At 70.7% G+C, this 18,371-nt stretch carries 16 protein-coding genes; 11 read left to right on the top strand and 5 right to left on the bottom strand.

Going from position 1 to position 18,371, the window contains the following annotated elements; genetic code table 11:
- Window positions 1–51 precede the first annotated feature (51 nt).
- Window positions 52–720 (bottom strand): alpha/beta fold hydrolase, encoded by a 669-nt coding sequence (locus tag BCD49_RS07705; RefSeq protein WP_007511768.1) that lies wholly within the window; start codon window positions 718–720, stop codon window positions 52–54.
- A 163-nt stretch (window positions 721–883) separates the two neighbouring features.
- Between BCD49_RS07705 and BCD49_RS07700 the strand changes: the two genes are divergently transcribed.
- The 5 genes from BCD49_RS07700 to BCD49_RS07680 all read left to right on the top strand — a co-directional run bounded on the left by BCD49_RS07700 (window position 884) and on the right by BCD49_RS07680 (window position 6,472).
- A complete protein-coding gene (locus BCD49_RS07700; RefSeq protein WP_007511769.1) occupies window positions 884–1,579 on the top strand; it encodes a TetR/AcrR family transcriptional regulator in 696 nt (231 codons plus the stop codon).
- Entirely contained in the window at window positions 1,576–2,601 is a 1,026-nt protein-coding gene (locus BCD49_RS07695) for an ABC transporter ATP-binding protein (RefSeq protein WP_007511770.1), read from the top strand. The genes BCD49_RS07700 and BCD49_RS07695 overlap by 4 nt, the downstream gene beginning before the upstream one ends.
- Window positions 2,598–4,232, top strand: a complete 1,635-nt coding sequence (locus tag BCD49_RS07690; protein WP_007511771.1) for an ABC transporter permease — start codon at window positions 2,598–2,600, stop codon at window positions 4,230–4,232. The genes BCD49_RS07695 and BCD49_RS07690 overlap by 4 nt, the downstream gene beginning before the upstream one ends.
- A gap of 131 nt (window positions 4,233–4,363) precedes the next feature.
- Window positions 4,364–4,963 (top strand): HdeD family acid-resistance protein, encoded by a 600-nt coding sequence (locus BCD49_RS07685; protein ID WP_232793942.1) that lies wholly within the window; start codon window positions 4,364–4,366, stop codon window positions 4,961–4,963.
- A gap of 72 nt (window positions 4,964–5,035) precedes the next feature.
- Window positions 5,036–6,472 carry an OsmC family protein gene (locus BCD49_RS07680; protein WP_007511774.1) on the top strand — a complete coding sequence of 479 codons (1,437 nt, stop codon included), beginning with the start codon at window positions 5,036–5,038 and terminating at the stop codon, window positions 6,470–6,472.
- A 129-nt stretch (window positions 6,473–6,601) separates the two neighbouring features.
- On the opposite strand, the gene BCD49_RS07675 is transcribed toward BCD49_RS07680, so the two are convergent.
- The 3 genes from BCD49_RS07675 to BCD49_RS07665 are packed head-to-tail and all read right to left on the bottom strand — an operon-like array spanning window position 6,602 to window position 8,006.
- Window positions 6,602–7,120: an SRPBCC domain-containing protein gene (locus BCD49_RS07675; protein ID WP_007511775.1), complete on the bottom strand. Its 519-nt coding sequence runs from the start codon at window positions 7,118–7,120 to the stop codon at window positions 6,602–6,604.
- Complete coding sequence (locus tag BCD49_RS07670) at window positions 7,117–7,545, bottom strand: ArsR/SmtB family transcription factor (RefSeq protein WP_007511776.1); 429 nt, start codon at window positions 7,543–7,545, stop codon at window positions 7,117–7,119. The genes BCD49_RS07675 and BCD49_RS07670 overlap by 4 nt, the downstream gene beginning before the upstream one ends.
- Window positions 7,542–8,006 carry a VOC family protein gene (locus tag BCD49_RS07665; RefSeq protein WP_027140315.1) on the bottom strand — a complete coding sequence of 155 codons (465 nt, stop codon included), beginning with the start codon at window positions 8,004–8,006 and terminating at the stop codon, window positions 7,542–7,544. Before BCD49_RS07665 ends, BCD49_RS07670 begins: the two co-directional genes overlap by 4 nt.
- Window positions 8,007–8,497: 491 nt before the next feature.
- Here BCD49_RS07665 and BCD49_RS07655 point away from each other — a divergent pair, with 491 nt between their 5' ends.
- Together BCD49_RS07655 and BCD49_RS07650 are read left to right on the top strand one after the other, a co-directional pair.
- On the top strand, window positions 8,498–10,282 hold the full coding sequence (locus BCD49_RS07655) for a polysaccharide deacetylase family protein (RefSeq protein WP_007511778.1): 1,785 nt from the start codon (window positions 8,498–8,500) through the stop codon (window positions 10,280–10,282).
- Between the two features lie 407 nt (window positions 10,283–10,689).
- Window positions 10,690–11,532: a TylF/MycF family methyltransferase gene (locus BCD49_RS07650; RefSeq protein WP_007511780.1), complete on the top strand. Its 843-nt coding sequence runs from the start codon at window positions 10,690–10,692 to the stop codon at window positions 11,530–11,532.
- 171 nt (window positions 11,533–11,703) lie between these two features.
- Here the strand turns inward: BCD49_RS07650 and BCD49_RS07645 are convergent, their stop codons facing one another.
- Entirely contained in the window at window positions 11,704–13,014 is a 1,311-nt protein-coding gene (locus BCD49_RS07645) for a glycosyltransferase family 4 protein (RefSeq protein ID WP_051466159.1), read from the bottom strand.
- Window positions 13,015–13,292: 278 nt separating this feature from the next.
- Between BCD49_RS07645 and BCD49_RS07640 the strand changes: the two genes are divergently transcribed.
- From BCD49_RS07640 to BCD49_RS07625, 4 genes are all read left to right on the top strand, one after another.
- Window positions 13,293–14,171 (top strand): FkbM family methyltransferase, encoded by an 879-nt coding sequence (locus BCD49_RS07640; protein WP_035924403.1) that lies wholly within the window; start codon window positions 13,293–13,295, stop codon window positions 14,169–14,171.
- Window positions 14,168–15,535, top strand: coding sequence for a lipopolysaccharide biosynthesis protein (locus BCD49_RS07635; RefSeq protein WP_027140316.1), 1,368 nt, complete (start codon window positions 14,168–14,170; stop codon window positions 15,533–15,535). The genes BCD49_RS07640 and BCD49_RS07635 overlap by 4 nt, the downstream gene beginning before the upstream one ends.
- A complete protein-coding gene (locus tag BCD49_RS07630; protein WP_007511785.1) occupies window positions 15,532–16,551 on the top strand; it encodes a CgeB family protein in 1,020 nt (339 codons plus the stop codon). The genes BCD49_RS07635 and BCD49_RS07630 overlap by 4 nt, the downstream gene beginning before the upstream one ends.
- Before the next feature lie 95 nt (window positions 16,552–16,646).
- A complete protein-coding gene (locus BCD49_RS07625) occupies window positions 16,647–18,317 on the top strand; it encodes a hypothetical protein (protein WP_241832280.1) in 1,671 nt (556 codons plus the stop codon).
- Window positions 18,318–18,371: the final 54 nt, after the last annotated feature.

The following is an 18,371-nucleotide window of genomic DNA, read 5'->3' as shown; positions in this document are numbered from 1 at the left end:
GCGGGTGCTGGCCCCGGGAATGGCGGCGGGGGTGCAAGGCAGCCGGGGGTGTCAGGCGCCGAGGAAGCTCAGGACGGTGTCCATGGCGCGCATGTTGGACTGCAGGGAGAAGTGGTCGGCGCCTTCGATGGTCACGCCGGTGGCGTTCGGCAGCATCGCGGCCAGGGCCTCGGGCGAGCCGACGCTGTCGCGCTCGCCGGTGACGACGAGGACCTGGCAGGTGACGGCGGCCAGCTCCACGGCCGTGAGCGGCTCGACGGGGCGGCGGGCGAACGCGGCCAGCGCGTCCAGGTCGTTGCCCGCGCTGCGCGCGAGACCGCGGAACAGGCGCGCCCGGACGTCGGCCGGGTCGGCATTGTCGATCGCGAACGGGACGGCCTCACGGATCTCGAGAACCGCCGGGCCGATGCCCATCAGCACCAGCCGCTCGAACGAGGCGAGCCCGCGCGCGGCGCACTCGAGCAGCAGGCGGGCGCCGGCGGAGAAGCCGACGGCGTCGACCGGGCCGCGGTCGGCGAACGCGTCGGCGACGGTCGCCGCGACGTCGGCGTAGTCCGCCGGGTCGGTCGAGTGCGGGGCCGTGCCGTGTCCCGGCAGGTCGACGGCGATGACGTCCCGTCCCGTCTCCCGCAGCAGGTCGATCCAGCCAGCGGGCCGCCAGCCGTGCTCGCTCGAGGACGCAAAGCCGTGTACCAGGACGACCGGCGCGGAATCAGCCACTCCGGCACGCTAACGCGATCCCCCCGCACCCGCTCGAACTGCCACCTGGGGCCCGAAAGGCCCTCGCTCCCCGGGGCATAGGTCAGCTCGGCACGGGTAACACTACACAGGTGTGTAGCCAACTGCTTCGACGTATAGTCCCGGTCAGGAGGGGGAGAGGACGATGCGGATGGAGCGAGCGGACGAGGATCTGACCGCCAAGGCGCGGATCCGAGACGCGGCGCTGCGGCTGTTCGCCGAGCAGGGCTTCGAGGCGACGACGATCCGGGGGATCGCCGCGGCGGCCGGGGTGTCGTCGGGCCTGGTGCGCCACCACTTCGGGTCGAAGGAGGCGCTGCGCGAAGCGTGTGACGCGCATGCGCTCGACCACACGATGGCGATCAAGGAGGAAGCCGTCCTCGCCGGCAGGCTGGCCGACTCCGCGTACATGGCCGCCGTCTACCCGTCGGTACTGCTGATGCAGCGCTACCTGGCGCGATCGCTGGTCGACGGCTCCCCGTCGGCCGCCGCGCTGTTCGACCGCATGGTCGATCTCGCCGAGCAGTGGGCGCGGGACGAGCGGCTGCCGGCGAAGCCGGAAGACCCGCGGGCGTTCGCCGCCGCGCTGGTCGCCATGCAGACCGGGCTGCTCATGCTGCACGACCAGGTCTCGCGCGCGCTCGGCGCCGACGTCCTCGACGCGAGCGGGCACATCCGCCTCGGCAGGGCAATCGTCGACCTCTACACGCACCCCCTGCTCACCGAGGACCAGGCCGCCCAGGCGCGGGCCGCCTATGACCAGCTTCAGGCACGCCCGCCGTTCTCGTCGGCCCTCGCCGGCGACGGTGGCGGGCACGGTGGCGAAGGGCCACGACCATGAGTGAGGCAATCCGGGCGGAAGGGCTGGTCAAGACGTTCGGGGTGACCCGGGCGCTCGACGGGCTGGACCTGGTCGTACGCCCCGGTGAGGTGCACGGCTTCCTGGGGCCCAACGGCGCGGGCAAGAGCACGACGCTGCGCATTCTGCTCGGGCTGATGCGGGCCGACGCCGGGATTGCGACCGTGCTGGGCGAGGACGCCTGGCGGGACGCGACGGGGTTGCACCGCCGGCTCGCGTACGTGCCCGGCGACGTGACGCTGTGGCCGAACCTGTCCGGTGGCGAGGCCATCGACCTGCTCGGCCGGCTGCGCGGCGGGCTGGACCCGCGACGGCGCGCCGAGCTGCTGGAGCGGTTCGATCTCGACCCGCGCAAGAAGGGCCGGTCCTACTCGAAAGGCAACCGGCAGAAGGTCGCGCTCGTGGCCGCGTTCGCCTCGAACGTCGAGCTGCTGCTGCTCGACGAGCCGACGAGCGGCCTCGACCCGCTGATGGAGGACCAGTTCCGTGAGCTGGTCCGCGAGGAGCAGCGCCGTGACGGGCGCACGGTGCTGCTGTCCAGTCACCTCCTCGACGAGGTCGAGGCGCTGTGCGAACGGGTCACGATCATTCGTGACGGGCGGACGGTCGAGGCCGGCACGCTCGCCGAGATGCGCCACCTCACCCGGACCGTCGTGGCGGCGGACCTCGTCGCCTCGGCCGACCCGGCGGTGACCGCCGCCGGTCTCGCCGCCCTGCCCGGCGTCCACGCCCTGGTGACCGACGGCGACCGGGTCAGCTTCGAGGCGGACGCCAACGCGCTCACCCCCGCGCTGTCGCGGCTGGCCTCGGCCGGGGTTCGCGGCCTGGTGAGCAAGCCGCCCACGCTGGAGGAGCTGTTCCTGCGTCACTACGACCGGACAGGCCGGGAGAACGCGGTGGAGTCCGGCGGCGCGACCGCGGACGCGACCAGCGGTGCGAAGCAGGCGGGTGCGGACGCCGAGGCGACCCCCGCCGCCGACGGGCGTGCGGAGGCGCGGCGATGACCAGCCTGCGGGGGACCGGCGCGCTGGCACGGCTGGTGCTGCGACGCGACCGGGTGCTGCTGCCGATCTGGGTCTACATCGTCGGGATCCTCCCGGTCAGCTTCGCCGTGGCGTTCGCCGACCTGTACCCGACGCCCGCGGACCGGGCGCGCTTCGCGGCGACCGGCGCGCACAACGGCACCTTCACGGCGCTCTACGGCCGGCTTTCCGGCTCCAGCCTGGGCGAGCTGGTCACCTGGCGCGGTGGGTTCATCCCGGTCGTCGTCGGCCTGATCAGCCTGCTCGTCGTCATCCGGCACACCAGGACAGAGGAGGAGGCTGGCCGGCGTGAGCTGATTGGTTCGACGGTCGTCGGCCGCCAGGCGGGCCTGGCGGCCGCACTCATGGTCACGTTCGCGGCGAACCTGTGCGTCGCGCTGGTGACGGCGGTCGCGCTGAGTCTGCGCGGCCTGCCCGTGGCTGGGTCGGTCGCCGTCGGCCTGGAATGGGCGGCGGCCGGCTGGATCTTCGCCGGTGTCGGGGCGGTGGCCGCGCAGCTCACGACCGGCGCCGGCGCCGCGCGCGGGATCGGCGCCGCCGCGCTCGCGGCCGCCTACGCCGCGCGGATCCTTGGCGATCGCGGCGGTTCCACCACCCCAGGCGGCTCCGGGGGCACGCTGGAATGGCTGTCGTGGGTCTCGCCGATCGGGCTGCTCCAGCGCGTCTACCCGTTCGCGGGACCGTCCGGCGCCCGGCACTGGTGGGTGTTCGCGGTGGCCGCGGCCATCGTCGCGGTTCTCGTCACGGTCGCCGTGACGCTGTCGGCGCGGCGCGATCTCGGCGCCGGGCTGCTGCCCGACCGGCTCGGCTCGGCGGCGGCTCGGCCCGCGTTCGGCTCACCGCTGGCACTGGCCTGGCGGCTGCACCGAGGGCTGCTTGCCGGCTGGGTGGCCGGGTTCGCGCTGCTCGGCGTCGTCTTCGGCGGCGTCGCGAGCGGCGTGACGGACCTGGTCAGTGACAACCCCGGCCTGCGTGACGTGTTCACCCGCCTCGGCGGCCGTGCCGAGCTCGTGAACTCCTACCTGGCCTCGATCATGTCCATCCTCGGGATGATCGCCGCCGGCTACGCCATCCAGGCGGTGCTGCGCCTGCGCGCGGAGGAGGCGAGCGGCCGGGCGGAGCCCGTCCTGGCCACGGCCGTCGGCCGGCTGCGCTGGGCCACGAGCCACCTCGTCTTCGCCGTCCTCGGCCCCACGTTCGCGATGCTGGTCGCCGGCACTGTCACGGGACTCGTCTACGGGGCCAGCTCCGGCGGCATCGGCCACGAGACGGCCAGAGGGCTCAGCTCCGCCGCGGTGCAACTGCCCGCCGTCGCGGTGCTCGCCGCCCTCGCGTTCGCCCTGTTCGGCCTGGTCCCGCGTCTGTGGCCGGTCAGCTGGGCGGCACTCGCCGCCTGCCTGCTCATCGGCCTGGTCGGCTCCGGCCTGAATCTCAGCCACTGGCTCCTCGACGTCTCGCCCTTCACCCACGCCACCCGCCCTCCCGGCGGCTCCGTCACCGCCGCGCCGCTGGCGATCCTGTGCGTCCTGGCCCTGGCCCTGGCCGCCGCTGGTCTGGCTGGCCTGCGTCGCCGCGACATCCCCATCGCCTGAACCGGCCGGTCGGCTGTCGTGGGCGTCGTCCAATCTCAACTGGGCATGCACACGGAAAGAGAGTGGACAAACTCAGGGGGTGAGCAGTCATGGTCACGTCGACGGACTTGGTCAGGTCGACATCGACGTCCATGCTGGTACGTGGCACGGTCGCGGTGATTCTGGGGATCTTCGCCATCGCGTGGCCCCACATCACCATCGCCGCGCTGGTGGTGGTGTTCGCGGTCTACGTGTTCTGCGATGCGTTCGGCCAGTTCCACCGCGCGTTCGCCAGCGACCGGGCCGGCCCGGTCGCCGGCCACGTTCTGCTCGGACTGCTGGACATCACAGCCGGCATCGTGGCGCTCGTGTGGCCCGGCATCACCGCGTTCGTGCTGGCCATCTGGATCGCGGCCTGGGCGGTGGTCACCGGGGTGGTCGAGATCGGGTCGGCCGTCGCCTCCCACGGGACCGGCGGTCTTCGCCTCAGCCTTGGGCTGCTCGGCGTCGCCAGCATCCTGTTCGGGATMGTCGTGTTCGCCCACCCCTACGCCGGTGCACTAACTCTGGCGCTGCTGTTCGGCCTGTTCCTGCTCGTCTACGGTGTGAATCTGCTGGTGACGGGCAGCCGGATGCACCGTGGCGACCTGGCCGGCGGACGTCCTGCCGTCGGCGCCGCGGGCTGGAGTGGGGCCGGCCGGCGCGCGGACGCGACGCAGCGGGCGGACCGTCCGACGTCGAGCCCGCGCTGAGAGACAACACACACGGATCGGTCGCCTGGGCGCCGCCACGACATTTCCCCTTAACGAGGAGCCGGTGCCTGGATGAAGATGGCGGGCATGGTCGCTGCCGCGCAGACCCACGCCACCCAGCCTCGTCCGCCGACGCACACCTACTCGGTCACCTGCTCGTGGTCCGGATCCACCGGCGCCGGGTACGAGCGGTACTCGCGGGCCCACGTGGGGCACGCGAGTACCGCCGCGGCGGCCCTGCGGCTGTCCTCGGACCCGGCGTTCCGCGGTGACCCGGCCCTGCTGAACCCCGAGCAGCTCCTGGTCCTGTCGGCGGCGTCCTGCCAGCTGCTGTCGTTTCTCGCGGTCGCCGCCCGTGCCCGGATCGACGTGCGCGACTACCAGGAGGCCGGTCACGCCGTCCTGACCGAGGACGGCAGGGGCGGCGGCCGGATCACCGAGATCGTGCTGCGGCCACGGATCACGGCCGTCACGGACACGACCGAGGACCGGCTGGGCCGACTCGTCCAGCTGGCGCACCGGCAGTGCTACATCGCCGCGTCGCTCGCCTGCCCGGTCACCGTCGAGCCGACGTTCGAGATCCTCACCCCGTATGCCTTCCGGGACACCGAGGCGGCGGTACGCCGGCTCGCCCTCGTCTCCGAGGTCTTCGATCCGGGGTCGCGGGCGTTCGTCGCCGCGCGGGTGCCCGCGGGGACCCGGCCGGCGCTCGCGGTCGACCTCGGCTGCGGGCCCGGCCACACGACCCGTCTGCTCGCGGCCGCCACGGGCGCGCGGCGCACCGTCGGGCTGGACGCTTCAGGGGCGTTCCTCGCCGTCGCCGGCTCCACCCACGTCGACGACCAGGCGGGTCAGGCCGGCCAGGCGGGCGTCGAGGGTGGAACCGGCGGCGGTACCGGTGAGGCGGGCGAGATCGAGTTCGTTCGGCACGACGTCCGACGTGTCCCGTTCCCAGCTCAGGCTCGCGGCGCCGACGTGGTCTATGCGCGGCTCCTGCTGGCACACCTGGCCGACGTCACGACCGCCGTCGACGGCTGGATCACCCAGCTCGCGCCGCACGGTGTGCTGCTGCTTGACGAGATCGAGTCCATCAACACCGACCAGCCTGTCCTCGCCGCCTACCTTGACCATGCCAGGCGTCTGCTCGCCGCCCGTGGTACGACGCTGCACACGGGCCGGCTGCTCAACACCGCGCTGCACGACCTGGCCGCTCGCCAGTCGACGCCGGACTTCGAGGTCGAGTACAACGCCACCGAGCGGCTCAGCCCGCCGGTCGCCGCCGCGGCGGCGATGTTCGCCATGAACCTCGGCGTCTGGCGGGTAGACCCGTTGTTCGGTGATCGTGAGGCCGAGCTCGACCGGCTCGCCACCGACCTGGCGGCACTGGCGTCCGCGCCGCCGGAGACCGGCGTCATCACCTGGACCCTGCGTCGCGTCGCGGTTCGGCGCCTCGGCACTGATGCCCACGCCGCCGCCGCCGCTGGCGCCCGCGCGGACCCGGTGCCTTAGCGGGAAAATCCTGTGGTCGTTGATCGGGACGGTGCCGACGACTCCACCGGATCATCGTTTCACCGGATCATGGCCCGGTTCATGATCTGGTGGGATCCTCGGAGCTCGGGGTCCGAGGATCCCACCAGATCACCAGTAGCCTCCCGCGCCGGTCGCCTCGACGGCGACGCGGGCGAGGGTTTGCAGCAGCGACTGCCACCATTCGGCGAAGCGCAGCTGGAAGACCGCCAGCGGGAAGCCATGCCGGGCCACGTGCTCGGGTGGCAGCCGGTCCCAGCCGAAGTGCTCCACGGTGACGCGCGTCTGGACGGGCTGGCCGGCGGCGTCGTCACGGATCTCGTCGAACCGGACGTGCAGCTCGGTTTCCTGGTCTGGGGCGAAGCTGGCGTGGCGCCAGCTGAGCACGAGCCGGCTGGGCGGCTCCCAGACGCGGATGTGGCCGACGACGAACGAGCCGCCGTCGTCATACGTCTCGACCAGCCGGCCGCCCGGGCCCGGTTCGAAGGCGAGGGTTCCCGTTCGGTCGCTGAACGAGAAGAGGCCGTTGGGCCGCCACCAGTCGGCGATCTGCGCCGTGAACACGGTGAACGCCCGCGCCGCGGGAGCCGGTACCCGCAGCGCGACCAGGACGCGTGATCCCTCGGTCATGGCTGCGACCTCTCGGCCGCGTCGCCCGCGCCGGGAGCATCGGCGGCATCAGGCGCGCCGTCCGGATCGAGCGCCCGGGGCGTGACGTCCGCGTCGTGTTCCAGGTGGGCGGCGAAGGAGCTGAGCTGCTCCGCCCAGGCCTGCTCGGCGCCGACCAGCCAGCGCCGCAGCTCCGCCATCGGCGCCGAGGTGAGCGCGTAGATCCGCACCCGGGTGTCGAACTCGGGGCTCGTCTCGGTCACCAGGCCGGACTGGCGCAGCACCCGCAGGTGCTTGCTCATCGTCGACGGCGCGGTGCCGAGCTCCTTCGCCAGCTCACCGGCCCGGCGCGGCCGCTCGGCGAGCAGCTCCACGGCGCGGCGCCGGACCGGGTCGGCCAGCGCGGCAAGCGTGCCGTCCAGCCCCGCGAGCGCGGGCTCGCTCATGCCCAGCCGGTGGCCATGATCGGCTGTCCCAGCTCGGCCTCGGCCTCCGCGCGCGTGACGTCGCGGATGTGCGCGGAGAACGTCCAGGAGTGCCCCTCGGGGTCGACGGCCCGGTAGGTCCGGTCGCCGTAGAACTGGTCCGCCGGCTCGGCCTGGATCTGGGCGCCGGCGGCCCTGGCCCGCTCGCAGTGTTCGTCGAGACCGTCGGGCAGCTGGACGTGTACCCGCTGTGTGTTGGCTCCGCCGACGCTCGCCGGACTGCGCGCCCACTCGGCCCACTCGCCGCCGATCATGATCCGCCCGCGGCCGGCGCAGCTCATCTCGTAGTGGCACATCTCCGGGGCGTCCGGCGGCCCGTCGATCGCCATCGTGACCTCGAACCCGAACGTCTCGGCCAGCCAGGACAGCGCCGCCTTCGGGTCCCGGTAGTGCAGGCTCGACGTGAACACGTTGTCATCCATGTTGGAAACAGTTTCCCAATCTGGAAACATTGTCAAGCGGCTGGCTCGACGGGCTGTCCAGAGGTCCAGCGTCGGCCGCCTGTCGGGGGCACACCTCCGAGTCGTTGGCCCGCTGCCTCCACAGCCCCGCGGCCAGGAGGACGAGTAGAAACACGGCCCCATCAGGCGCGCGGCGCCGGGGTACACCCACCCACGGCCAGCGATCGGTCCCGCCCTGCCCCGGCCCGTCATCTTCACGGACGTCGGCGCCCGCGCCGTCCGAGCCCATGGTGAACGCGGCTTCGCCACCACTTGGTACCTGGCACCCCCTGACCGCTATCGCGCCCGCCCGCCCGCGCCGCGTCAGCGCCACCGACCGGGCCATCTTCCGCTCGGCCAAGGACATCCGGGAAAACCTGGACAGGAGAACATCGCTGTCGATCACGGCGACATGCGGCCCGTCCTTGTGATGACCGCATACGACCGAACAATCCATTTTCAGGGAGGAACGCATGCAATTTGACGTCGCTCCGGTGAGCCTGACAAGCGATGAGCCTGGACCTTTCGTGGTCTGGGCTGGCGACGACGGCTACGACACCCAGGCGGGATATTTCTCCCTGCTCGCCTCCAACGGGATCAAGGGAACATTATTCCTGTCGGTTGACTGGGTGGACCAGGCCGGGACGTCTCCGGTATACGGGGACTCGTACATCACCACCGCACAGGTTGCGGCRATCGTCTCCGCCGGCCACGAGATCGCCACGCACGGCAAGAATCATGAAGATCTTGGGACCTACTACCTGACATACGGTGCGGTGGCGCTCGATCTCCTGCTAGGTGCCGCCATCGGCGACATTCAATCGAAATTCGGCTTCTCGGTCAAGACGGGTTCCTACCCAGGCGGGTCGGCGAACGACCGGGTGAAAGAAATAGTCAGCCGGCGGCACGAGTTCTTCCGCTGTAGCCGKGGTGTGGTCAGCCGAAACGCGCCGGATCCCTTCGACGTCCCGGGAATAGACATCCTCGCCCCGTCCCAGGCGACCATCGAGGGGTACATCGACGAGGCCGTGGCGAACCGCAGCATCGTCGTCCTCTTCCATCATGGATCCATTGATTCGACGCAGCTGACCAAGGTGTCGAACCTGATTTCCTACGCGGCTGGCGTGGGATGCGACCAGGGGACTTTCTACCGGGCGATGAGCCAGCGGAGCAAATGGCTGTCGACGCGTGCGCTGATCGATGCCCAGGGCAACGCCTTCCATCCGGTCGTCCACACCAACGAGCTGATCGTCGACCGCAACGACAATATCGGTGACCACTACGTTCTGGATCTGGACGAATCGACCAACGCACCATTCATGGACGCGACGAGTGGAACGCCATTTGAGTTCAGAAAGGACCTCCTCGCGCTCGGCACATTTTATGTGGGGCGCCGTCGGGTGTTCGAGGACTTCACGACGACCAACAGTTCGACGACCGTCTCGTCGGGGAGCGCGGGATTCCGGGCCGATGACGTGGGTCTCTCCATCAGCGGTGCCGGCATCCCGGGCGCCACGACGATCGCGTCCATCGTGTCCCCCACCGCGGCCACCATGTCGGCTGCTGCGACGGCCACTGCCACAAACGTGACGGTCACGGTCAACCGGCCCGTGTCGGGTGGCGTCACGTCCGCGGGAGAAATGCGTCTGTACAACGGGTTGGCCATTTACGGGACCACGTCGCAGGCGGTGTCCTTCGGGCGCCTCGAATCGACGTTGGAAGGGTCCATCAGCGCGAACCAGTGGCTCAACAACGGTACGGCCGGCTCCGGTGGGGAGATGACCGTCGACTCGGGTACCGGCGGATCATACGTGAACATCAAGGCGTTCGCGACCAGAATCCGAAGCGAGGCCAACACGATACATCTGCGTCTGGGTGCCGCCAAGGATGGAATCGATTTCGGCGCGGCCGAGGACGTGACACTCGAACGGGACGGGAGCGGAAACCTCCTCGCCAATGTGACTCTCCAGACGGGTGGCGACCTGATCGTAGGCAACGCCGGAAACGGGCTCCTGGTCAAGGAGGGGACCAACGCGCGCCTCGGTGCCGCCACGTTGTCCAGCGGCGCGGCCACGGTCACCACAAGCGCCGTCACCGCGAACAGCCGGATCTTCCTGACCCCGCAGAACCTGTCCGGGGTCGGCACACCTCAGCCGATAGGTGTGTCCGCGAGAGTCGCGGGAACGAGCTTCACGATCACGTCGGCTTCCTCGAGCGACACTTCGACCATCGGCTGGATGATCGTGGAGCCCGCCTGAAACTCCACGGTCCCGCCGGAATACTGCTCCGGATTCTTGCCATGTCCTGAGGGGACGGGGGCCCGGGGCGGAAGGAACCGAGACGGTCCTGGCGGAGAAGCCCGCGGTCGGGCTGCGTCCACGCCACACCACGGGATCATTCCGCCAATCGGGCATAACCTCATGGCCTACGCGCCGAGGACGTCTGGAGAAAAACCCGCCCCGCGCCGCCGCCGTACCTTACCTCGGGCTTGTCCGGCGGAGTCGGACTCCCGCCTTCAGCGTGTCCTCCGCGATGTCGCGATGGATATCCGCCAGACTTGACGGGCCAAGGGGAGGACGCGACACCCGCCGGTTTGGCGCGCCATGAGGCCGACTGGTTCCGCTGATATCGGCGTCTCGACGGACGATACGGACTAGGAGCAGTAATGGAACTTTCGCATGTCGATTCCGCCGAATTGGCGGGCCGTTATCTGGACCTGCTGCGAGAAACCCTCACTTTTTCACTCTGGGAGGGGCGGGACGGCAGGATCTGGCGGCCCCGCCGCGCGGCGCACCGCGTCCTTTTCCGACTTCTCGAGGCGCGCGGACTGGAACTGGTCCGATACAGCGCCGCCGGCGCGCGTGACGTGGGTGGGGACTGGCCTCGGCTTGCGCACACCATGACGGGAAGCCGTCGCCTGAAGCAGCTTCAGGAGGCGGTCGAGCAGGTACTCGCCGATGATGTTCCCGGGGACCTTATCGAGACGGGTGTCTGGCGGGGTGGGTCCGCCATCATGATGCGCGGCGTCCTGGCGGCACACGGTGTACGCGACCGTACGGTATGGGTCGCCGACTCGTTCGCCGGTCTGCCGGCGCCCAATCCTGAGCGGTGGCCGGATGATGCCGGAGATCCCCACCACAAATGGACCGAGCTCGTGGTGTCCGAGGCCGAGGTGCGGGAGAACTTCCGGCGATACGGCCTGCTCGACGACCAGGTGCGTTTCCTGCCCGGCTGGTTCCGCGACACGCTGCCGACGGCGCCGGTCGAGCGGCTCGCCGTGCTCCGGCTCGACGGTGACATGTACGAGAGCACGAGCGAGGCGCTGGACGCTCTCTACCCGCGGCTGTCAGACGGAGGCTTCTGCATCATCGACGACTACGGCGCCGTAGAGGGATGCCGGCGGGCGGTCGAGGACTACCGCAACGCGCACCAGATCGACGATCCGCTGGTCAAGATCGACTGGACCGGCGTGTACTGGCGCAAGAACACGAAGGACCCGCTGCGCTGACCATGGCCTCAGCACGTCGGGTCCGAGGGGGTGCCCCAGCCGCGGGCGTAGCCGGGGCGAGCCCCCAAGCCGGCTGACAAACCTGGTCGAGGCTGCTCGCCGTGCCGCCCGCGGTGCGGTGAGCGCTCATCCTGATGATCAGAAATCGCCGTCGCCGTCGCCGTCGCGACGTCATCGGTGCCGGACGTCGCTTCCCGCGGGGCGGGCGGACCGCGATGCGGTAGGAGTCGGCTGCGCTGGGATCGCGGGGATGGACAGTGGGGACGGCACAGGGGCTTGGCTGGCAGGGCTTCCCGCCTGCCCCGACTGCCCCGACTGTGTCGACTGCGTCGACTGCGTCGACTGCGTCGGTCGAGGGTGCGGCGTGGGTGGAGGAGTACCGAGGATGGCTCTGAACACGTTTCGGATGTGTTCCGCCGGCTCGGTGGTCATCCGCGACCACTCGGCGCAACGTTGCCGCATCTGGGTGAGCCGAGCCCGGTCTGAGAGCAGATCCACCAGCACCGCGGCGAGCGCCGCCGGGGACTCGTCGGCGGGKGTGGCGCCGGTGAGGCCGTCCACGTACGCGTCACGCGCACCGTACGCCGGTCCGACGACCGGGCATCCGGCGAGTTGCGCCTCGGTCAGGACCAGTCCGTAGCCCTCGCCGCTGCGCGGCGGCTGCACCCGGGTCCGGGTGCACAGCACGAACAGGTCCGCCGCCGCATACAGTTCGGCCAGCGTCGCGTCGTCCGGCGATTCGACCAGGTCGACGTCCTCATGCCCCGCGACCGCTCGGCGCACCGCGTCGAGAACCGGGCCCTGGCCGGCCACGACGAGACGCACGGGGCCGATGTGAGTGCGGACCGTCGGCAGCGCCGCGAGCAGTTCGCACAGTCCCTTGCCCACCCAGTCGGCGTCGTTGAGCCGGAAGACGCTGAGCAGCGTGGGGACGGCGCCCGGCGTGGACCGTCGGTCACCGGCGGCGATCAGGGCCGCGCGCCACGAGGTCGCGATGCCGGGTCGCAGCACCGGTGCCATGCCGATGCGGGCGAGCGCGCCGGAGCTGTAGGAGCTCACGGTCATGGGGCGCAGAACCGGGTGGTGGGTGAGTATCACCCGGTCCACGTCTCTCATCGCCCAGATGTCCGTTCCGTGGAACAGGACCAGGCCACGCCGCGCCCTGGCGAGGGGCGTGGCCACCGCGGCCACCGGGATGAGATTGGGGAGGCCGGCGAAGACCGTGTCGAACGGGCCGGACCGCAGGGCGGTACGCAGCGCCGCGGCCGTGAACCGCAACCGGGTCCGCAGACTGAGAGAGTTCGCCGGGCCGAGCAGGTCCACCCGATGAACGTCGGCGCCGCCGGCGCGCAGCCGTTCCTCGACGGCGCCAAGGTAGCGCTCGATGCCGCCACCGAGCCCTCCGGACGGCGCCAGCAGCAGGACGCGAGGGCGGCGGGCCCTGGTCTCGGCCTCGGTATTGATGCGATGCGTAGCGAGCACAGCGGTGACTGTAAGTGTCCAAACATCGGGATGGTGGAGCGCGGCCACGGCACGCCGACACCGCCTGACCGAATCAGGCGGAGCGGACGCAACTGACAGGTCCCACCTAGGGTTCGCCATGTGGATCTTCTGACGACCTCGTCGCCGGCCCCGGCCTCGGCCCTTCACTGTGCGTCATCGAACGGCGAGAACAGCGACAAGGAAAGGGCGCGGCGGTGACCGACCGACGGCCCGATCTGACATCGCGGCGGCCCGGCCAAGGACACGGACGGGGCCCGTTGCGCTGGCGCCTCGCCGGCCGGCTGGCCGCCAACCTTCCCGAGGTGCGTGGTCGCGACCGCGTCGTCGGGTGGGCCCAGGGGTCGACCGATGAGTACGCCGGCCCGCTTCGCGGCCGGTTCGTCAACGGCATGCTCTTCGACGTCGACAGCTCCCGGGACGGGTCGGCGCGAGAGCTGTCCGCGCTGCGTTACCGTCCGCCAGCGCTGGCCCCGGTGTTCGCCGCCGTGCTCGGGCCCGGTGACTGCTGCTACGACGTCGGCGCGAACATCGGCGTGTACACCCTGTGGGCCGCGGGTCTCGTGGGGTCGTCCGGGCAGGTGCATGCCTTCGAGCCGGTGCCGGACACGATGGCGGTCCTGGAAGCGATGGTCCGGCGCAACGGGCTGTCGCAGGTGCGGCTCGAGTCCTGCGCCGTCGGCGCGACGGTCGGCGAGATCGGCATGCGGGTCTACCGTGACGCCTCTGGCCTCGCTCATCCTGTCACCGACATCGGATCCGCCGACCGCGTCGCGTCTCTCACCACCCTCGACGCCCATACGGAGCGGCACCGGCCCCCTGATCTCGTCAAGATCGATGTCGAGGGCTTCGAGATCGACGTACTGCGTGGCGCCGAGAACCTGCTCCTCGCCCGGTCGCCGGCGCTACTGCTGGAGATGCTGCCCGGGCACCTGGCCCGCCAGGGCCGAAGCCAGGCGGAACTGGTCGCCTGGCTCGCCGAGCTCGGCTACATGATCTTCAACCTGACCCCGCAGGGCCTCGCCACGCATGGCCAGTTCACGTCGAATGTGCTGGCGCTCGCGCCTCGGTGGGAGCGGTTCGACCGTGTCGTCGCGACCCTGGAACGCATGCCGTTCCCGCGGAACCAGACGACGTGACCCGGGCCAAGCACCGCGTACCCAAAGCCCAACGACGCGGCGGATATCTGGCCTCCGTCGGAGTGACGGCAGTGACGAGTGTCGCCGTCAGTGGGCTGGGCGCGGCAGGCGGCCTGATCCTCGCTCGTTACCTGGGGCCGTCCGGGCGGGGCACCTACGCCGTCATCACGTCTTACATGCTGGCCGCCACGACGGTCGGCGAGTGCGGCCTGACCTACGCAATCTGCTACGTGGTGGCACGGAACCGCCCCGGCGCCCGGGACGCCGTCCGCACCGGCGGGGCAATGCTGTTGGGGCTGGGGATCCTCGTCGGCGCGGCGGGTATAGCGGCTGCGCCTCTGGTGGTCGATGACCCCACGGTGACAGCGTTTCGGGTGGCCTTCGCCGCCCAGCCTGTGGTGTTCGGCGCCTCCGCCTGGATATTCGCGCTGCAGGCAACCCGGATCAGCAGTTGGAACGTGACCCGTACGCTCCAACCGGTCTGCTATTCCGCCGCCGTGGTCGCGTTGGCCGTCACCGACCTGCTGACCGTCGAGCGCGCGGTGCTATGTCTCATCGGCTCGATCGGCCTGCAGGCCGTCGCGGCCGCGGTGCTGTGTCGTCAGGCGCTTCCCGGGCGGGGTCGGCTGCGTCGCTCCATGGGCGGGAGTCTGGCCGACTATGGCGGCAAGACGATGCTCTCGTCGATCTCGTATCTGCTCAACACGACTCTGGATCTGCTCCTGCTGGCGGTGATCGTCCAGCCAGCGCAGGTCGGGCACTACGCCGTCGCGGTCTCGATGGCGATGCTTCCTCAGCCCGTGTGCTCCGCTTTCGGCAACGTCGCGATGCCCCGCCTCGCGGCCGGGAGAGCGAACCTCGCGCACGGCCCGGCCTCCGGGGTCGACCGTCGGATGGTGCTGGCCACCGTGGGTGCGAGCTTCGCCGTTGGCGCGTTGTGCATCGGCGTGCTCAGCGTCGCCGCGCCCTTGGCGGTGCACGTGATGCTCGGACCCGACTACGGGCCGAGCATCTGGCTGTTCTGGCTGCTCGCGCCGGGCGCGGCGGTACTCGGCTGCAACCGGGCGATGGATGACGTGTTGCGTGGGCTTGGGCGGACGCTCGCGGTGGCCCGCTGTGAGTGGACCGGCTCGGCCCTGACGGTGGCGCTGCTCGCCACGCTGGTGCCGACGATCGGCGTCGCCGGAGCCGCGATCGCCTCCAGCATCGCCTACCTGGTCACCTTCGTCCTCCTGCTCCGGGTGGCGTTGCGCGCCGTCGACATCACGGCCAGGTCCGTGCCGGCCAGGCTGCATCGGGTCACCGGACGGGGTCGCAAGGACTGGCTCGCCGTCCCCTCCGAATCGGGAAGAGGTAACGCATGAAAGACGACGGCCCGGCTCCGGTCAGTGGCTCGGTTCGGGTGGGCGTGATCGGGCCGATCGGTGGCGACAGCTTCGCGGAGAACATCCTGCAGTGCCTGCCGGACGTCGGCGCTCACCCGGTAGCGCTCGGCCCGGCCTTCCCACAGCCCGCCAGCCGCGCCGTCGCGGCCACCCTCGAGTTCGTCCGGCGTGCCTCCGACCACGCCGTCCTCGCGTACCAGCGCGGTCTGGTGGCGGCGGCCGAGCGTGCGGGGATCAACCTGGTGGTCTCGGTCGACCTCAACCTGTTGCCGGCGACGGTGCGCGAGCTGCGCCGACGAGGGGTCCGGGTCTGCCTGTGGTTCCCGGACGCCGTGGCCAACCTCGAACGGCAGCGGATGCTGCTCGGCGACTACGACGCGCTGTTCTTCAAGGACCCGCTCCTCGCCCGCCGGCTGTCCGACCTGCTTGACCTGCCGGCGTACTACCTGCCGGAGGCGTGCAACCCGGTCCGCCACCGGCCACCGGACACCGCGCCGGAACTGCCGCAGGTGGTGTTCGTGGGCAACATGTACAGCGCCCGTGCCCGGCTGATCGGGCAGCTCCTCGACCACGGCGTCGACGTGCGGATCTACGGGCCGGCGATAACCCGCTGGCTTCGGGAGCCTCGGCTGGTCCGGCAGCACACCGGGCGCTACGTGGCCGGTGAGGAGAAAGCGGCCGTGTTCCGCGGGGCCTGTGCCGTCGTCAACGCCCTGCACCCGACGGAGATGCAGAGCGTGAACTGCAGACTGTTCGAGGCGACGGGTTGTGGAGGCACGGTTCTGTGTGAGCGGCGGGAGGCGCTGCCCGGGCTGTTCGACGAGGAGCGCGAGGTTCTCGCGTTCAGCACCTTCGGCGAGCTGCTCGATCGGATCAAATGGTGCGTGGACGACCGGGCGGCGGCGCGCGCCGTCGGCGATGCCGCGTCACGACGGAGCCACGCCGAACACACGTACCAGCATCGGCTCACCGAGTTGCTCGAGGCCGTCCTGTGACCACGGTCGACACCCGTAGGGCCGCGCTGGCTCAGCCCGTGCCTTCTGGGGCGAAGAATCCTTCCAAGCCGGGAGACAACGCGGCCCGTGTGGGTATGCCGGCGGCGTGGACCGTGCTGGCCGCGGTGGCGATCGTCTTGTGGCTGGTCGACCTCGCCATCGTGCCGGCTGTTCCCGATCGGGTGGTTCTGCGTTCCCTCGCCGTCACGGTTGAGTACCTGGCCGTCGCGGCGCTGGTCGGCGGCGGCCGCGGCCGCCGCCGCCGAGGGCGCGGTCTGCGCCAGTTCCGACTCGGACCATGGTCCCTGTTGGTCTCCGCCGTGACCACCGGGCTCGCGTCCATCGCGTGGCGGAACCCGCAGTCCGGATTTCTGGCGACCATCGACCGGTCGAGCGTCGCGCACGCGCTGGCCATCATCGGCCTGACCGCGCCGCTCTGGGCGATCGGCTATCTCGTCGGTCCCGGCCTGCTCGCGCTTCGTATGGGACAGCGGCTGGCCGCGGTCGCGACCTCGGAACGCGACGGCGACGGCGGTGGAAGGTACCGACCGAGGGCCGTGTGGGTTCTCGCGGGTGTGTCCATCGTGGCGCGGGTCGCCCAGATCGCCCTCGGGCAGTTCGGCTACCTGGCCGACCCGTCCAAGGCTGTGAGTGGCTCGTCGTGGTATGCGCAGATCCTGGTACAGGCCGGCGGCCTCGGGCTCGCCGCGCTCGCCATCGCGTCGGTCGAGCTGGCCCGGTTCGGCGGCGTCCGTCGGCGGACGGCCTTCCTGGTCCTGCTCGGGACCGAGGTCGGCTTCGGGCTGATCAGCGGGATGAAAGGACAGTTCGTCTTCACCCTGCTCGCTGTGTGCGTCAGTTTCACCGTCGCCCGCGGACGRCTGCCGCTGCGCGCACTGCTGGGCGCCGCGGCCGTCTTCGTGCTTGTCGTGGTGCCGTTCAACGCCGCTTATCGGGACCTGGTCCGGACGCACGGAAGAGAGAACATGTCGGCACCGGCGGCGGTCGCCATCGCACCGCAGGTCGTCGTCCAGACGGTGGAGGGCGGCGGCGGCGGCGACGGCGACGACGACGGTAAGGATCAGCCACCCCTGACGACCCTGGTCGGCTCGACCGTAACGGAGCGCAGTCGGTCTGTAGACAGCCTCGCCGCCGTCGTCCAGAAGACCCCGAACCTGGTGCCCTACCAGAGCATCTTCGAGCTGATCACCGACCCGGTGCTGGGTCTGGTCCCACGCGCGCTCTGGCCGGACAAGCCGGTGCGGACCGCCGGCTACACCTTCAACCAGCAGTACTACGACACGCCCGCGAACCTGTACAGCGCGGCCGCGATCTCGCCGCAGGYGGACCTGTTCCGGCACGGCGGGCTGCTCGTGGTTCTCGTCGGTTCCGCCATCATCGGCGCSGGCTACCGGCTCGTGGACGAGACTCTGCACCCGGCGCGCGACCTGYGGCTGACCGCGCTGTATGTGTCGCTGTTCACCCTGCTGCTGACCTCGGAGTGGACCGTGACAGACCTTCTGGTGTCGCTGCCCATCAAAATCGGAATCATGGTCGCGGCCTGCCGGTTCGTGTATGGCGGGCAGGCGGCGAGGGACCGGGTCCGTGTCGGTCGCGATGGTGCACCGGCCGACAATCGTGGACAAGGCGCCTGGCGTGTTTCCGGCTATCCAGGGGTTCCTGGCGCGTCCGGACGTGGCAGGGACAGCCGACCGGCTCCGCGGCGGACGCCCTTGACGACGACCGGGTCTCGGCGGGACTACTGACCGGGAATCGTGCAGCGCGTGGGCCCAGTGCCTCAACGACAGCCAGGTCACGGG

The sequence above is a fragment of the Pseudofrankia sp. EUN1h genome, from assembly GCF_001854645.1.
Lineage (GTDB): Bacteria > Actinomycetota > Actinomycetes > Frankiales > Frankiaceae > Pseudofrankia > Pseudofrankia saprophytica.
This window is presented reverse-complemented; position numbering and strand designations above follow the sequence as displayed.

What these genes read in the sequence shown, in the direction of transcription:
- BCD49_RS07700 (WP_007511769.1), top strand. Translation starts at nt 884, where the DNA reads ATGCGGATGGAGCGAGCGGACGAGGATCTGACCGCCAAGGCGCGGATC.
- BCD49_RS07695 (WP_007511770.1), top strand. Translation starts at nt 1,576, where the DNA reads ATGAGTGAGGCAATCCGGGCGGAAGGGCTGGTCAAGACGTTCGGGGTG.
- BCD49_RS07690 (WP_007511771.1), top strand. Translation starts at nt 2,598, where the DNA reads ATGACCAGCCTGCGGGGGACCGGCGCGCTGGCACGGCTGGTGCTGCGA.
- BCD49_RS07680 (WP_007511774.1), top strand. Translation starts at nt 5,036, where the DNA reads ATGAAGATGGCGGGCATGGTCGCTGCCGCGCAGACCCACGCCACCCAG.
- BCD49_RS07675 (WP_007511775.1), bottom strand. Translation starts at nt 7,120, where the DNA reads ATGACCGAGGGATCACGCGTCCTGGTCGCGCTGCGGGTACCGGCTCCC.
- BCD49_RS07670 (WP_007511776.1), bottom strand. Translation starts at nt 7,545, where the DNA reads ATGAGCGAGCCCGCGCTCGCGGGGCTGGACGGCACGCTTGCCGCGCTG.
- BCD49_RS07665 (WP_027140315.1), bottom strand. Translation starts at nt 8,006, where the DNA reads ATGGATGACAACGTGTTCACGTCGAGCCTGCACTACCGGGACCCGAAG.
- BCD49_RS07650 (WP_007511780.1), top strand. Translation starts at nt 10,690, where the DNA reads ATGGAACTTTCGCATGTCGATTCCGCCGAATTGGCGGGCCGTTATCTG.
- BCD49_RS07630 (WP_007511785.1), top strand. Translation starts at nt 15,532, where the DNA reads ATGAAAGACGACGGCCCGGCTCCGGTCAGTGGCTCGGTTCGGGTGGGC.